Source organism: Cyanobium sp. NIVA-CYA 375, from assembly GCF_056108345.1.
On the sequence record NZ_JBSYHW010000020.1, the window covers coordinates 1 to 14810 of the forward strand.

Genomic DNA, 14810 nt, shown 5'->3' on the forward strand with positions numbered 1-14810 from the left:
GTCTACAATCAAATATGGATACCCCTGACACACAAGCAAGGCAGGATAAAATTCAAGACTTAGAAAACAGAAGTGGAGGAAATGGCAAGAAAATTTCCTGGAAAGGGTTGAGGTAATGTTATGGATTTATCAATTACAAGTGAGGAAGAGTATGAGTGGGACAATCCAAAAATGAAAAACTTTGCTGATTTAACTATGGATACTGCCTATGATATTCTTGACACTATGAATGACGAAGATGCTGAAGAACTTGGTCTTGAGGGTGGCATAGATGATTTATGGGATTTTGTCAATCAGCAATATACAATTACCGAGTAACAGCATCAAGAAAAATAGTAGATACTATCAATAAGAATTCTTCAATCCTAATCTATAGGGTTTTGCTTTTGCCCTTGTGATATGAACCTCACTGAAAATAATTTGCCAGTAAATTTTTCTTGAAAAGACAATTTACTTTTTGATGTGACTAACTGGCATCTCCCAACCAAACCACCTCTTTAAGGTCCACAATGAGGTGGAATACCCGTCCCGTAGACCCCTGACAAAGTGGGGGCACCAGTTCAAAAAGAGTTCAAAACCTCCAAATGGACCAGCAGCACCCCCAAGAACCCTGTTCACCACTTGCTTTTCAGGGAGTGTCTAGCAAAGTGGGGAACCACTACTGATGGCCCGCCAAGTTATCCAGCTGCCCATCGAGCCGGGGCTGATCTGCCTTAAGGGGCTGAGCCCCACCCGGCTGCGCTTCGAGGTGGAATACGGCCTGGAGCGGGGCACCACCGCCAACAGCTTCCTGTTCCAGGAGGTGCCCCTGCTGGTCCATCCCCCAGGCGCCTCCTTTGCCGAGCCCTTCCTGGCGGAGCTCGCAAAGCTGGTGCCCGCCGAAGCCCCCCTCAAGGTTGTGGTGGGTGATGTCAACCCCAATCGGGTTGCTCTGCTGCGCCAGCTGGTGGCCCGCTGGCCCAACCTGCTGCTGGTGAGCTCCAACGCCGGCGCCAGGCTGCTCGCAGAGCTCTGGAACCTACAGAAACCGATCGCCCCCGGCAGCGAGGCAACCCCGGAGCCGATCCCAGCGCTGCCGCCGATCGAGGTGGTCAAGCAGGAGGCCAGCATCCAGCTGGTCGCTGGCCACGTGCTGCGCCTAATTCCCACCCCCACCCCCCGCTGGCCCGGCGCGCTGCTGGCCTTTGAAGAGAGCAGCGGCCTGCTGATGAGTGGCAAGTTTTTCGCAGCCCACCGCTGCAGCGAAAGCTTCGCTGAGGCCAACCGCAGCAGCAGCGAAGAAGACCGTCGCTACTTCTACGACTGCCTGATGGCACCGATGGCGCGCCAGGTGGAGTCGGTGGTGGAGCGGCTCGAAGAGCTCGACATCCGCACCATTGCCCCCGGCCACGGGCCTGCGATCAGCGAGAGCTGGCGCAGCCTGCTCAACGATTACCACCGCTGGGGTGCAACCCAAGAGCGGGCGCGCCTATCGGTGGCGCTGCTATTTGCCAGCGCCTACGGCAACACGGCCGCCATCGCCGACACCCTCGCCCAAGGGGTCGCCCGCACCGGCGTGCGGGTGGAGAGCATCAACTGCGAGTTCACGCCACCTGAGCAGCTGCTGGCGGCGATCCGCAGCTGCGATGCGATCTTGATCGGTTCCCCCACCCTTGGCGGCCACGCGCCGACGCCGATCGTTTCGGCCCTGGGCACAGTTTTAGCCGAGGGCGACCGCAGCAAGCCGGTGGGGGTCTTCGGCAGCTTCGGCTGGAGCGGCGAAGCCCTGGATCTGCTGGAAAGCAAGCTGCGCGATGGCGGCTTTCGTTTTGCCTTCGAGCCCATCAAGATCAAATTCAGCCCGGATGCGGCCAGCCTCAAAACCATCGAAGAAACCGGCACCGCCCTGGGCCGCCAACTGCAGAGCGAACAGCGCAAGGTGCAGCGCCGAAGCGCCATTGGCGGACTCAGCGAGAGCCGCAGCAATCCAGCGGTGCAGGCCCTGGGCCGGGTGGTGGGCTCCCTGTGCGTACTCACCACCAGCAAAGGAGAGGGTGGCAGCCGCCTCAGCAGCGCCATGGTGGCCAGCTGGGTGAGCCAGGCCAGCTTCTCGCCGCCTGGCTTCACCGTGGCCGTAGCCAAAGACCGGGCGGTAGAGGCCCTGCTGCACGTCGGCGATCGCTTCGCCCTCAACGTGCTGGCCGCGGGGCGCGAAACCGGCCCGATGAAGCAGTTTTTGCAGCCGTTTGCCCCAGGCGCTGACCGCTTCGCCGGCCTGGAGCTAGAGCACAGCCCCGCCGGCCAACCCCTGCTACCGGAGGCCCTCGCCTGGCTGGACGCCACGGTGCAGCAGCGCATGGAATGCGGCGACCACTGGCTGCTGTATGCCCAGGTGAGCCAGGGCGGCGTGCTCGACGCCAGCGCCACCACGGCCGTGCACCAGCGCCGCAGCGGCGCCAACTACTGAAAAGCCGCCAAACCTGGGGCCTACCGCCAGGCCAGCAAACGGCCTAACTCATAGTCGTTTCGACTTCGGATAAGTTAGGATCTAGATCTGCACGCAACCTGCCAAGTCCAATGGACGACTCCCAAGCAATGGACCTCTCCAAACCCAGCACTCAGGCCAACCTCGAGGCCGCCTTCGGCGGCGAAAGCATGGCCAATCGCAAATACCTCTTCTTCGCGGAAGTGGCCAAGCAAGTCGGCAACGCCGAGCTGGCCAAGCTGTTTCGCGACACCGCCGCCCAGGAAACCGAGCATGCCTTCGCCCACTTCCGGCTGCTCCACCCCGAGCTGGTGATCGGCGATCCAGCCACCCTCTCCGACGGACAGAAGCAGGCCCTGCTGAGCCGCTGCCTGGAACTGGCGATTGAAGGCGAAACCTACGAATACACGACCATGTATCCGGAGTTCGCCGCCCAAGCCCGCTGCGACCGCGATGCCGGCGCCGAGGCGGAATTCCAGGAGCAGATCGATGAGTCGCAGGAGCACGCCGGTATCTTCCGCACCGCCGCCAAGAACTTCGGCCTGCTGACGCCGATAGAGCAGCACCACGCCGAGCGCTACGGCATCGCCCTCGAAGCGCTGCAGGGCAAGGGTGTGGCCGGCGAAGCGGCCGAGCCCATAGCGGGCAAGTGGATCTGCAAGCTGTGCTCAATGATCTACGACCCCACAGCCGGCGATCCCGATTCCGGCATCGCTCCGGGCACCCCCTTTGAAGCTATCCCCGACGACTGGCGTTGCCCGATCTGCGGCGCCCGCAAGGCCAGCTTCGTGCCCTACCGGGAGCCTGAACTTCTAGGGGTTTGATACCCCAACTGGGCTACAGTATTTGTAGCCCAGCATACATCTAAAATCTGAGCCTAGACCGACTTAAGCTTTTTGCAAGTTATATCGATAGCTATATCGATAGCTATATCGATAGTCATATCAATAAATCAAAAGCAATGCCGCAAAAGGGCGCGAATGAGCCGCCAAGCCGATCTCACCTGGCTGGTGCGCCCAGAGCGCAGTCCGACGGACCTGCTGCCATTTCGCACACCCGCCAGCTCCCTATCAGGCGTGAAAGCGCTAGTTGATTGGCGCTTGAGTAAACTAATTTAACTGGCTTGAATTAGCCAAACTTCAACTCAGGCTGCCTGGGGTGGCGGCGTGGGGTCGTTATGGGAGTGGAACGGCAACACCAGGGTTGCCCAGTGGTCAGGGCGCTGGGGGCGGGTGCGGCGGGCGCGACGCACACCAAAAGGAACCCGCACAACGTTGGTGCCCTCCACCCGCTGCACCTGTCCTGTTCCTGTATCAGTTCCGTCGTTGCCGCCCTTCATGGTCCCAAAAAATGAATGGCTTAAGCGCTGATTGTGCCTGTCAGCAGGCCTCAATCCAGCCCAGTGTGCGTCACGACGGCATTAAAGAAAAGTGGCCACTGGCACGGCTTGGGCCAGTTCCTGCGCTGCCAGCTCCTCCACACTCGGGCAAGTGCACACCAGGTTGCGATCGCCATAGGCATTATCGATCCGGGCTACCGCCGGCCAAAACTTCGATAACCGCTGATCCTCACCGGCCGGGAATGCCGCCTGCTGGCGGGTGTACGGCCGATCCCACTGGTCGGCAGTTACGGCGGCCAGGGTGTGGGGCGCGCGCTTGAGGGGGTTATTGAGGGGATCGGCGCTGCCGGCCTCCAGCGCCGCGGCCTCCTGGCGGATCGCCACCATGGCCGCGCAGAAGCGATCGAGCTCAGCGAGCGATTCGCTTTCAGTGGGCTCCACCATCACCGTGCCCGCCACCGGCCAGCTCACCGTGGGGGCATGGAAGCCGTAATCCATCAAACGCTTGGCCAGATCATCGACCTCCAGGCCGCAGCTGCGCTTAAGCGGCCGTAGATCAAGAATGCATTCGTGGGCTACGCGGCCGCCCATGCCCCTGTAGAGCACGGGGAAGTGGGGCTCTAGGCGTTCGGCCAGCAGGTTGGCAGCCAGCAGGGCCACCTGGCTGGCCTGGCGCAAGCCCGCGCCGCCCATCATGCGGATGTACATCCAGCTGATCGGCAAGATCGAAGCACTGCCAAGGGGTGCCGCAGCTACAGGCCCCACCCCACCAGCACCCGGCAGGAAGGGCAGCAGGTGAGACGCCACCGCAATCGGGCCCACGCCGGGGCCGCCGCCGCCGTGGGGAATGCAGAAGGTTTTGTGCAGGTTGAGGTGGCAGACATCGGCGCCGTAGAGACCCGGCTTGCACAAGCCCACCTGGGCATTGAGATTGGCGCCATCGAGATAAACCTGGCCGCCACGGGCGTGCACCAGCTCGCAGATGCGGCGAATAGCCGGCTCAAACACGCCGTGGGTGGAGGGATAGGTAACCATCAGCGCCCCCAGCTGCTCGGCATGGGCGGCGGCCTTGGCCTCCAGGTCGGCGAGATCAATGTTGCCGGCGTCGTCGCAGGCCACAGCCACCACTTGCAGGCCAGCCATCACGGCGCTGGCTGGGTTTGTGCCGTGGGCGCTGGTGGGAATCAAACAGACGGTGCGATGGGCTTCCCCCCGGCTGCGGTGCCAGGCCCGGATCGCCAGCAGGCCGGCATATTCCCCCTGGGAGCCGGCGTTGGGCTGCAGCGACACGCCAGCAAACCCGGTGATCACCGCCAGCCAGCGCTCCAGATCCGCCGCCAGCAGCTGGTACCCGGCGGCCTGCTCAGCCGGGGCGAAGGGGTGCAGCTGGCTGAAGGCCGGCCAGCTCACCGGCGCCAGCTCGGCGGCCGCATTGAGCTTCATGGTGCAACTACCCAGCGGGATCATCCCGTGCACCAGGGATAGATCCTTGGCTGAAAGGCGCTGGATGTAGCGCAAAAGCTCGGTTTCACTGCGGTAGAGGTGAAAGACGCTCTGCTGCAACCAGGGCTGCAGGCGCAGGGGCATGGCCGGGCCAGCAGGCGGACTGCTGCCCAGCTCCCGCCAGGGCTCAGCGCAGCCAGCCAGCGCCCGCAGCAGGCGCTCCAGCTCCTCGGCGCTGCTCAGCTCATCAAGGCTGATGCCAACGCCATCATCTGCCTGGTGCAGGTTGAAGCCGGCCGCCAGGGCAGCGGCCACCAGCGCCTCGGCCTGATCCGGCGGCAGCGGCAGCCACACCGTGTCAAAAGCCTGGCCCGGCAACACCGGCAGAGCTAGTTCTTCCAGACCGGCCACAAGGGCCGTGCGCAGGCTGAGCAAGCGCCGGGCGATCGCCTCCAGACCGTCCGGGCCATGGTGCACGGCATAGAAACCGGCCATCACCGCCAAAAGCACCTGGGCTGTGCAGATGTTGCTGGTGGCCTTGTCGCGGCGGATGTGTTGTTCGCGGGTCTGCAGGGCCAGGCGCAGGGCCGGCTGGCCCTCCGCATCCAGCGAGCGCCCCACCAGGCGGCCGGGAATCTGGCGCTTGAACTCCGCGCGCGTAGCGAAAAAGGCGGCATGGGGGCCCCCAAAACCCAGCGGCACCCCCAGGCGCTGGGCACAGCCAACGGCGATATCAGCGCCGAGGCTGCCCAGCGGCTCCAGCAGCACCTGGGCCAGGGGATCGATCGCCACAGCAGTGATCACCCCGGCCTGCCGGGCGCTAGCCAGCAGCTCGCTGGGATCCCACAGCCGGCCCTGGCGGCCAGGCAGCTGGATCAGCAAACCAAAAGCATCCGCTGGCAGGGGGGCCACAGCCAGCGACTCGGCTGCCACCAGCTCAAGCTGGATGCCCAAGGGCTCAGCCCGGGTTTGCAGCACCGCCAGGGTCTGGGGGAACACGGCCCGATCCACCAGAAAGCGCGTGGCACCGGGGCGCTTGCAGACAGCGCTGGCCATGGCCATGGCTTCAGCGGCGGCGGTGGCCTCATCCAATAAGGAGGCATTGGCGATCGGCAGGCCGGTGAGCTCGCTGATCAGGGTCTGAAAATTCAGCAGGGCTTCCAGCCGGCCCTGGGCAATTTCGGCCTGGTAGGGGGTGTATGAGGTGTACCAGGCAGGGTTTTCAAACACTTGGCGCTGAATCAGGGCCGGCGTGGCGGTGCCGTAGTAACCCTGGCCGATCAGGCTGCGCTGCACCTGATTAGTCGCAGCGATCTCGGCAAGTTCGGCCAGGGCCTGGGCCTCACTGCAGGGCTCGGGCAAACCCGCAGCTGAGGCCGCCGGATCTAGAAGCAAATCGGCGGGCACCACCTGGGCGGCCAAGGCTTCGAGGCTGGATGCCCCGAGTTCAGCCAGCATCCGCTGCTGCTCAGCGGCGTTTGGACCGATGTGGCGCCCGACAAAAGTTAAGCCTGCTGCGTCTGAGGCTCCCATCAGGCTGCTTGCACTTTGGCGGCATAGGTAGCCGCATCCAGCAGTCCAGCGAGTTCGGCGGGATCAGCGGGCTGCAGCACCAGTAGCCAACCCTCTCCATAAGGATCGTTCTGCAGCTCCTCCGGGCTGGCCAGCACCGCCTCATTGCGGGCCAGCACCACACCGCTCACCGGCGCCAACAGATCTTCCACCGCCTTCACCGATTCCACGCTGCCAAAACTGGCGCCCTGCACAAGGCTGGCGCCAACCGCTGGCAGCTCCACAAACACAATGTCGCCAAGCTGGTCGACAGCGAAAGCACTGATGCCCAGCCGCAGCCTCTCGCCCTCGGGGCGTACGTACTCGTGGCTGTCGGCGTAGCGGCAATCACCGGGGCAGGGGAGCGCCATTGCACAGTATTAATTTCGCAACATTCTGTCGGAACTGCAGCGAGATGCAGCGGCTAGATCTGCAGAATCAGATCTGCTGCCCTGCCTGCGCCAGCGCCACTAGGGCTCGCTCCAGGGCGATCTGGGCGTGGGCGCGGTGGGTGCCGCCCTGGGCAAACAGCACGTAGGGCTCCCGTAGCGGCGCATCGGCGGAAAACTCACTGGTGCTGCCATCGATAAAGGTGCCGCCCGCCATCACCAGGGCACTGGCGTAGCCGGGCATGGGCGCCGGCACCGGATCGAGATAGGCGCCCACCGGTGATGCGGCCTGGAAGGCGCGGCAAACGGTTTTGAGCCGCTCGGGATCGCCGAGCCGCACCGCCTGGATCACGTCGCTGCGGGGGGCAGCGGGCAGGGGCTGCACCGCGTAGCCCAGATCCGAGAACACGGCCGCCACCAGCTCGCTACAGATAAGGGCCTCAGCCACCATCTGGGGAGCCAGGAAAAGCCCCTGGGCCAACAGACGGTTGAGGTCGAAGCTGGTACCTCCCTCGCCGCCGATGCCCGGCGCCGTGAGCCGGCAGCAAGCCTGCTCCACCAGATCAGCCCGGCCGGCCACGTAGCCGCCGGTGGGGGCGATGGTGCCGCCAAGGTTTTTGATCAAGGAGCCGGCAATCAGATCGGCCCCCACCGCCGTGGGCTCCTGCGCCTCCACCAGCTCGCCGTAGCAGTTGTCGACAAACACCACGCAGCCGGGCTGGAGCGCTTTTACCCGCTCGCAGAGCAGGCCGATCTGGGCCACCGACAGGGACGGCCGCCAGCTGTAGCCGCAACTGCGCTGGATCAGCACCATGCGGGTGGGCAGCGCCAGGGCGTCCTCCAGGCCGTCGAAATCGACCCGGCCGGCGGCGGTGAGCGCCAGCTCGGCGTAGGCGATGCCGAATTCCGCCAGGGAGCCCTGGCCGCTGCCGCGGATGCCAATCACCTCTTCGAGGGTGTCGTAGGGGCGGCCAGTGAGGGCCAGCAAGCGGTCGCCGGGGCGTAGCACACCAAACAACGCCGCTGCGATGGCGTGGGTACCACTGACAAATTGCAGCCGCACGGCCGCCGCCTCGGCCTGCAGCACCCGGGCAAACACCCGGTCGAGTACCTCGCGGCCTTGATCGCCATGGCCGTAACCGCTCACCGAAGCGAAGTGCTGGCTGCCGAGCCGCTCGGCGGCGAAGGCCTCGAGCACCCGGGCCAGCCGCGGCTGCACCTGGCTGGTGTGCTGGGCGGCGGCAGCGGCAGTGGAAGCCACGGCAGCGGCCACCCGTTTGGCGGCCGAGGCACGGCAAGCAGGCGGGGACATTGCAGCCGCAGCACACGGATACCTATCCTGCACCCGCATTGCGGGCCCTTAAAGTTGGACCGATATTCAGTAGCTGAGTTCCATCAATGAGTCAGCTCCCAGCCCCTACCTCCAACACGCGCTTTTCAGAAGATGTGGTGCCACTAGGGGATTTGAAGCTGAATCCAGGGCGGGTGGTGCAGCACACCGACACCACTGAAAGACCTGTGTTACTAACCAACCATGGCCGGGGCGTTGCGGTGCTGCAATCTCTGCGGGTCTATGAGGCCCAGCAGGATGAATTGGCCTTCATGAGAGCAGTTGTGGCAGGCCTGGCCGATGCCGATGCGGGCCGCACCATTTCCCTCGAGGCTGCAAAAACAGAGCTTGGACTGCCGTGAAAGCCAGGATCACGCAATCAGCCCTGCGCGATTGCGAGGAGATCCTCAATTGGTTCGATGCACAAGGCAATCGGGCTGCCGGCTCCGCACTGGTGAGCCAATTACTGGAGCGAATCGAGCAGCTGGAGCGCTTCCCCCAATCCGGCAGGATCGTGCCTGAATTTCAACAGAGCGAACTGCGGGAGCTGATCGAACCACCCTTTCGCATGGTGTATCGACTCACCAAAAACGACCTAACCGTGATTCGCATCTGGCGCGGAGAGCGCCAACTCAAGCTGCCAGGTTAAGCCCAGCACCCTCCAGTCCTAGATTCAGCCTGTTGCAGGAGCCTGCTATCGCCCCTCTGAGCACCGATTCGGCCCAAGTTTTGGCGGCGGCCACACCGAGCGCACTCGAGGATCAGCGCATCCGCGCTGCTGTATCCGAAAGGCGCCAACCCCTGCCGGGCCGCCAGCGCAAGTTCAAGGGGGGCACCACCAGCTTCATGCTGGCCATGCACGTGGGGGCGGTGTTTGCCCTGCTGCCGCGCTTCTGGAGCTGGCAGGCCGTGGTGGTGCTGGCGGTGCTCTATTGGACCACCGTGCTGGGGGTGACCCTGGGGCTGCACCGGATGCTGACCCACCGCAGCTTCAGTGCCCCCCTCTGGCTGGAGCACATCTTGGTGCTGATGGGAGCCCTGGCCTGTCAGAGCGGCCCGATCGAATGGGTGGGACTGCACCGCCACCACCACAAGTATTCCGACCAACCCAACGACCACCACGACGCGGCCCGGGGCCTGTGGTGGGCCCACAGCGACTGGATGCTGCACGAAATTCCAGCCCTGCAACATGTAGATCGGCTCACCGGCGACCTACAGCGCGACCCCTTCTACCGCTGGCTGGATCGCTGGTTTCTGCTGCTGCAATTACCCCTCGCCGCCGGTCTCTACTGGTATGGCGAGCTGGCCGGCGTCCATGGCGGCGGCCTTGGCCTGGTGCTCTGGGCGATCCCGCTGCGCCTAGTGATCGTGTATCACGTCACCTGGCTGGTGAATTCCGCCACCCACTTCTGCGGCTACCGCAACTTCAATTCCCCCGACCTATCGCGCAACTGCTGGTGGGTGGCAATCTTGAGTTTCGGCGAGGGCTGGCACAACAACCACCACGCCTTCCCCCACTCAGCCCGCCACGGCCTGCGCTGGTTTGAGTTCGACATCACCTGGCAACACATCAAGCTGCTGCGCGCCATGGGTTGGGCCAAACGAGTGCGAGAAGCGAGCTACAAGCCCTCCTGAGAGCTGGCTGGCTTTGCCTGCAGCTGCTGGCGAATCGCAGCTGCTAGATCCAATTTGGCCATGGCCCCATTAGCCGCAAGGCCCATGGCCTTGGCCTGTTGGCGCAGCAAATCCAGAAACTGATCAGGCTCCAGCTGCGCCTCCCCCGTCGCCCCAAGCCGAGCCAGGGTGAGGCGCAGATCTGGTAGTTCACTGTCGAGCTCCGCTGCCGAAAAATCGCGCTGGCCGGCCATCACCTCGGCAAACCGCTCCCGCCGCTGCCGCTTCTCCACCGGATAGGCCGCCAGCACCGGCTCGCGGCACAAGCGCCAAGGCCGCCCCGCTGTGAACAACTGGGCTAGGGCCGCACTTAGGGGCACCGCCTCGGCTGCATCGATGCGCAAATCAAAGGCAACCGGCGGCTGGCGCAGGCCCACAAACACCTCCAGCAGTTCGCCGGGCCCCAACACCGGAGCGCCTTCGTCCTGAACGGGCAGGGCTGAGGTTTCCAGGGCTGCCACCAGCTCGGGGCTGTCGGCCAGGCGCTGACGCAGGCCGTCGCCGATGCTGCCGCCCCGCACCTCGCGGGCCAGCAGCTGATTGATACGACCAAGGGCCAGGAACACCTCCGGACCCGGTGAGGCCAGCTTGCCGTTGCGCAGCATCGAGAGCTGGGAGTTGTGGACCCGGCCCAGATCGAGGGCCTCAGCTAGCGCCGGCAACACCCGGTGCGACCAGCCATTGCGCTCATGCCACACCTTGATCAGATGGGCGAAAGCGACCCGGCCCGATAGGAGATCTTCCCGATATCCCACTCGATATGGATCCGTATTGCTACTATTCTACCGATCAGTACGGAGTCGGTCCGCTATGGCCGCACCAGTTAGTCCCAGCGCCCCACCCACCCAGCGTCTTGCCACCCGCAAGCCCGCTTTCATCAACAGCGGGCCCAGGGGCCAACGCCGCGCCCTAGCCCTGCACCGGAGCCTCCAGGGCGAAGCCAGCAGCGGCCAGGGCTCGAAAACCACCCCCTGGATCACCATCGGCTTCATGGCCGTCATCCATGTGCTGGCGGTGGTGGCCCTGCTGCCCCAGTTCTGGAGCCTGCCCGCCGCGGCCAGCTTCCTGGTGCTCTATTGGGTCACCGCCTGCCTGGGCGTGACGATCGGCTACCACCGCCTGCTCAGCCACCGCGCCTTCCGGGTGCCCCAGTGGCTGGAGCGTTTCTTTGCCACCTGCGGCGCCCTCAGCTGCCAGCACGGCCCGATCGACTGGGTGGGCCTGCACCGCCACCACCACAAGTTTTCCGATACGGAAGTCGATCACCACACCAGCCTGAAGGGCTTCTGGTGGAGCCACATGGGCTGGATGTTTGAGACCATCCCCGCCATGGGAGCGGTGCCACGCCTCACTGGCGACCTGGCCAAGGACCCGTACTACCGCTGGCTGAACACCAATTTTTTGTTGCTACAGGTTCCTCTAGCTGCCCTGCTGTTTTGGATCGGCACCGCCACGGGCGCTGGTGGCTGGGGCCTGGTGCTTTGGGGCATCCCCTTGCGCCTGGTCGTTGTGTACCACTGCACCTGGCTGGTCAATTCCGCCACCCACCTCTGGGGTGAGGTGAGCCACGACAGCGGTGACGGCTCCAAGAACAACTGGTGGGTAGCAGCGCTCACCTTCGGTGAAGGCTGGCACAACAACCACCACGCCTATCCCCACTCGGCTCGCCACGGCTTTGGCCCCCAAATCGATCTCACCTGGCAGCACATCCGCCTGATGCGATTCCTAGGCCTGGCCAAGCACGTACGCCTGCCCGCAGCTGCAGCGCCTCGGCGGACCTGAGCCCTGATCAGCCCCTGATTTAGGGTGTTGGATCGGGTCTTGATCAATCTCCTAATTATTTGCCATGGCTAAGCGCGTTCAAGTCGTCCTCAACTCTGACGTTCTCAGCCTGGGCAAGAACGGTGATCTGGTGGAGGTAGCCCCCGGCTACGCCCGCAACTTCCTGGTGCCCACTGGCAAGGCCCAGCCCGTCACGGCAGCTGTGCTGCGCCAGGTGGCGGCCCGCCGCGCCAAGGAAGCGGAGCGCCAGGCCGCCCTCAAGGCAGAAGCAATCGCCTTCCGCACCGCCCTCGACACGATTGGTCGCTTCACTGTCAAAAAGCAGACCGGCGGCGACGACGTGCTGTTTGGCACCGTGACAAACGGTGACGTGGCCGAGGCCATCGAAGCTGCCACCAAGAAAGAGGTGGATCGCCGCGACATCACGGTGCCCGAAATCCACCGCACCGGCTCCTACAAGGTGCAGGTGAAGCTCCACCCCGAAGTCACCGCCGAGCTCAACTTGGAAGTTGCCAGCTTCTGAGGCCCGAGCCAGCAGTTGAAGCCCCAGGGATGGGGCAGCTTGTGTGTTGAACCCCCACCGGTAGGGCCCGTGGGGTGTTCAAATCGCTCCGCCGCGCTCAAGATTGCCCTCCCGGCTAAGCGCCTCCCAAGATCATGGTGAGCGTTCCCCTCAACCAATCCAGCAGCCGCGAATCCCGTTCAGACGGGCGCTCGGAAGCCCGTTTTGAGGCCCTGCCCGATTCGGTGCCGCCCCAAAACCTGGAGGCCGAAGAGGCCGTGCTGGGCGGCATCCTGCTGGACCCAGACGCCATCGGCCGCATCGCCGACGTGCTGCAGGCCGAGGCCTTTTATCTCGGCGCCCACCGCGAGATCTACCGCACGGCGGTGATGTTGCACAGCCAAGGCAAACCCACCGACCTCACGGCGATGTGCGCCTGGCTGGCGGACACCGGTGCCCTGGAGAAGGTGGGCGGTCAGGGCCGGCTGGTGGAGCTGGTGGAGCGCATCACCTCGACGGCCTCGATCGACCAGGTGGCCCGCCTGGTGATGGACAAGTTTCTGCGGCGCCAGTTGATCCGCTCCGGCAATGAGGTGATCGCCCTGGGCTTTGATCAGAGCAAGCCGATGGAGCAGGTGCTCGATGAGGCGGAGCAAAAGATCTTCGCCATCAGCCAGGAGAAGCCCAGCACCGGCCTCACCCCCACCGCCGAGATCCTCACCAGCACCTTCAACGAGATCGAGAGCCGCTCGCTGGGCACCTCCGTGGCCGGCATCCCCTGCAACTTCTACGACCTCGATGCCATCACCCAGGGCCTGCAGCGCAGCGACCTCATTATTGTGGCCGGCCGGCCGGCGATGGGCAAAACTTCAATCGTGCTCAACATCGCCAAAAACGTCGCCCAGCTCCACGCCCTGCCGGTCTGTGTGTTCTCCCTGGAGATGAGCAAGGAGCAGCTCACCTACCGCCTGCTGTCGATGGAGGTGGGCATCGAAAGCGGCCGGCTGCGCACCGGCCGGTTGCAGCAGGAGGAATGGCCCCTGCTGGGCCAGGGCATCAACAGCCTCGGCCAACTGCCCCTGTTCCTCGACGACAAGCCCAATACGGGCGTGCTGGAGATGCGCTCCCTCTGCCGCCGGCTGATGGCCGAAACCGGCAAGGAGCTGGGCCTGATCGTGATCGACTACCTGCAGCTGATGGAGGGCTCCACCCCCGACAACCGGGTGCAGGAGCTGTCCCGCATCACCCGGGGCCTCAAGGGCATGGCCCGCGAGCTCAACGTGCCGGTGATCGCCCTATCCCAGCTGAGCCGCGGCGTCGAATCACGCACCAACAAGCGACCCATGCTCAGTGACCTGCGCGAATCGGGCTCAATCGAGCAGGACGCCGACCTGGTGCTGATGATCTACCGCGACGAGTACTACAACCCGGAAACCGCAGATCGGGGCATCACCGAAGTGATCGTGACCAAGCACCGCAACGGCCCGGTGGGCACGGTGAAACTGTTGTTTGAGCCCCAGTTCACCCGGTTTCGCAATCTGGCTGCTTGAACGGTGAGGCCTACGCAAGCCGCCCTCAAAGTAGTGACGGTGCAAACCGGCCAGCGCTATCCCGATCTCTGGGTGAGCCGACTGGCGGCGATGGTGGGCCGCAACCTCAGCGAAGCCCATCGCTTCATCGTGTACACCGACCGGCCCGAACCAGCACGCTTCGACTGGCCGAGCACCGGGCACCAGCAGCTGGAGGTACGGGATCTGCAGGGAGGCGGCCTGAAAGGCTTTTTCAGCAAGCTGAAACTGTTCGACCAGGGCCTCACCGGCAGGGATCCCTTTCTGTATCTCGACAACACCCTGGTGATCCGCTCCAACCTGGGCCCCCTAGTGGAGCTGGGGCGAACCAGCCACTCCAGTGTGATCGGCGTGCGGGACTGGAACTACCCAATTCTCAACTCATCGGTGCTCTGGTGCCGTCCCGATGCCCACACCCAGGCAGTTTGGCAGTGCTGGCAGCAGGGCCGTTACGCGGCCGCAGCCTTCCCGGGCGACCAGAACTTCATCTTTCAAGTATTCAACGACCATGCTCCCGGCGCCCTCTCTTACTGGCCCCCAGGCTGGGTGAGCTCCTACAAGGTCCTGCGCAAACTGGCACGGCGCGATCCCGAGGCGGCGCGGGGCCAGCTGGAGGCCAGCTCCATCCTCAAATTCCACGGCCGGCCCAAGCCCAATGAGGTGCTGCATCCCTGGCGCCATCCCCGCCGCACGATCCTGCGCAATCCACTCCGGCCCAGGCTGTGGGGCTACCTGGGCGAGGAGCTGCGCAGGCACTGGCACTAACGC

The 14810-nt window shown here is 64.2% G+C and carries 15 protein-coding genes; 10 read left to right on the forward strand and 5 right to left on the reverse strand.

Annotated elements, in window-relative coordinates:
* Positions 1-120: 120 nt before the first annotated feature.
* The 3 genes from AC01FP_RS07155 (at position 121) to AC01FP_RS07165 (ending at position 3288) form a co-directional block, all read left to right on the forward strand.
* On the forward strand, positions 121-318 hold the full coding sequence (locus AC01FP_RS07155; protein WP_474479172.1) for a hypothetical protein: 198 nt from the start codon (positions 121-123) through the stop codon (positions 316-318).
* Positions 319-664: 346 nt separating this feature from the next.
* Complete coding sequence (locus AC01FP_RS07160; RefSeq protein WP_474479173.1) at positions 665-2446, forward strand: diflavin flavoprotein; 1782 nt, start codon at positions 665-667, stop codon at positions 2444-2446.
* Positions 2447-2574: 128 nt separating this feature from the next.
* Positions 2575-3288, forward strand: coding sequence for a rubrerythrin family protein (locus AC01FP_RS07165; protein WP_474479218.1), 714 nt, complete (start codon positions 2575-2577; stop codon positions 3286-3288).
* 320 nt (positions 3289-3608) lie between these two features.
* Here the strand turns inward: AC01FP_RS07165 and AC01FP_RS07170 are convergent, their stop codons facing one another.
* The 4 genes from AC01FP_RS07170 to AC01FP_RS07185 form a co-directional block, all read right to left on the reverse strand.
* Entirely contained in the window at positions 3609-3803 is a 195-nt protein-coding gene (locus tag AC01FP_RS07170; RefSeq protein ID WP_474479175.1) for a hypothetical protein, read from the reverse strand.
* 81 nt (positions 3804-3884) lie between these two features.
* Positions 3885-6779 carry an aminomethyl-transferring glycine dehydrogenase gene (gcvP, locus tag AC01FP_RS07175; protein ID WP_474479176.1) on the reverse strand — a complete coding sequence of 965 codons (2895 nt, stop codon included), beginning with the start codon at positions 6777-6779 and terminating at the stop codon, positions 3885-3887.
* Positions 6779-7168, reverse strand: a complete 390-nt coding sequence (gene gcvH / locus AC01FP_RS07180) for a glycine cleavage system protein GcvH (protein ID WP_474479177.1) — start codon at positions 7166-7168, stop codon at positions 6779-6781. Before gcvH ends, gcvP begins: the two co-directional genes overlap by 1 nt.
* Positions 7169-7235: 67 nt before the next feature.
* Positions 7236-8498, reverse strand: coding sequence for a methionine gamma-lyase family protein (locus tag AC01FP_RS07185; RefSeq protein ID WP_474479178.1), 1263 nt, complete (start codon positions 8496-8498; stop codon positions 7236-7238).
* A gap of 86 nt (positions 8499-8584) precedes the next feature.
* On the opposite strand from AC01FP_RS07185, the gene AC01FP_RS07190 reads away from it, so the two are divergent.
* From AC01FP_RS07190 to AC01FP_RS07200, 3 genes are all read left to right on the forward strand, one after another.
* Positions 8585-8878: a type II toxin-antitoxin system Phd/YefM family antitoxin gene (locus tag AC01FP_RS07190; RefSeq protein ID WP_474479180.1), complete on the forward strand. Its 294-nt coding sequence runs from the start codon at positions 8585-8587 to the stop codon at positions 8876-8878.
* Positions 8875-9165: a type II toxin-antitoxin system RelE/ParE family toxin gene (locus tag AC01FP_RS07195; protein ID WP_474479182.1), complete on the forward strand. Its 291-nt coding sequence runs from the start codon at positions 8875-8877 to the stop codon at positions 9163-9165. The genes AC01FP_RS07190 and AC01FP_RS07195 overlap by 4 nt, the downstream gene beginning before the upstream one ends.
* A gap of 80 nt (positions 9166-9245) precedes the next feature.
* Positions 9246-10151, forward strand: a complete 906-nt coding sequence (locus tag AC01FP_RS07200; RefSeq protein ID WP_474479220.1) for an acyl-CoA desaturase — start codon at positions 9246-9248, stop codon at positions 10149-10151.
* Here AC01FP_RS07200 and AC01FP_RS07205 read toward each other — a convergent pair.
* A complete protein-coding gene (locus AC01FP_RS07205) occupies positions 10136-10945 on the reverse strand; it encodes a hypothetical protein (RefSeq protein WP_474479184.1) in 810 nt (269 codons plus the stop codon). The genes AC01FP_RS07200 and AC01FP_RS07205 overlap by 16 nt on opposite strands.
* A gap of 55 nt (positions 10946-11000) precedes the next feature.
* On the opposite strand from AC01FP_RS07205, the gene AC01FP_RS07210 reads away from it, so the two are divergent.
* From AC01FP_RS07210 to AC01FP_RS07225, 4 genes are all read left to right on the forward strand, one after another.
* The gene (locus AC01FP_RS07210; RefSeq protein ID WP_474479185.1) at positions 11001-11972 is read left to right on the forward strand and encodes an acyl-CoA desaturase; all 972 of its coding nucleotides are present in this window, start codon (positions 11001-11003) and stop codon (positions 11970-11972) included.
* Positions 11973-12036: 64 nt separating this feature from the next.
* Positions 12037-12495: a 50S ribosomal protein L9 gene (rplI, locus tag AC01FP_RS07215; protein ID WP_474479186.1), complete on the forward strand. Its 459-nt coding sequence runs from the start codon at positions 12037-12039 to the stop codon at positions 12493-12495.
* 134 nt (positions 12496-12629) lie between these two features.
* The gene (dnaB, locus tag AC01FP_RS07220; protein WP_474479187.1) at positions 12630-14024 is read left to right on the forward strand and encodes a replicative DNA helicase; all 1395 of its coding nucleotides are present in this window, start codon (positions 12630-12632) and stop codon (positions 14022-14024) included.
* Positions 14025-14027: 3 nt separating this feature from the next.
* The gene (locus AC01FP_RS07225; protein WP_474479188.1) at positions 14028-14807 is read left to right on the forward strand and encodes a hypothetical protein; all 780 of its coding nucleotides are present in this window, start codon (positions 14028-14030) and stop codon (positions 14805-14807) included.
* Positions 14808-14810: the final 3 nt, after the last annotated feature.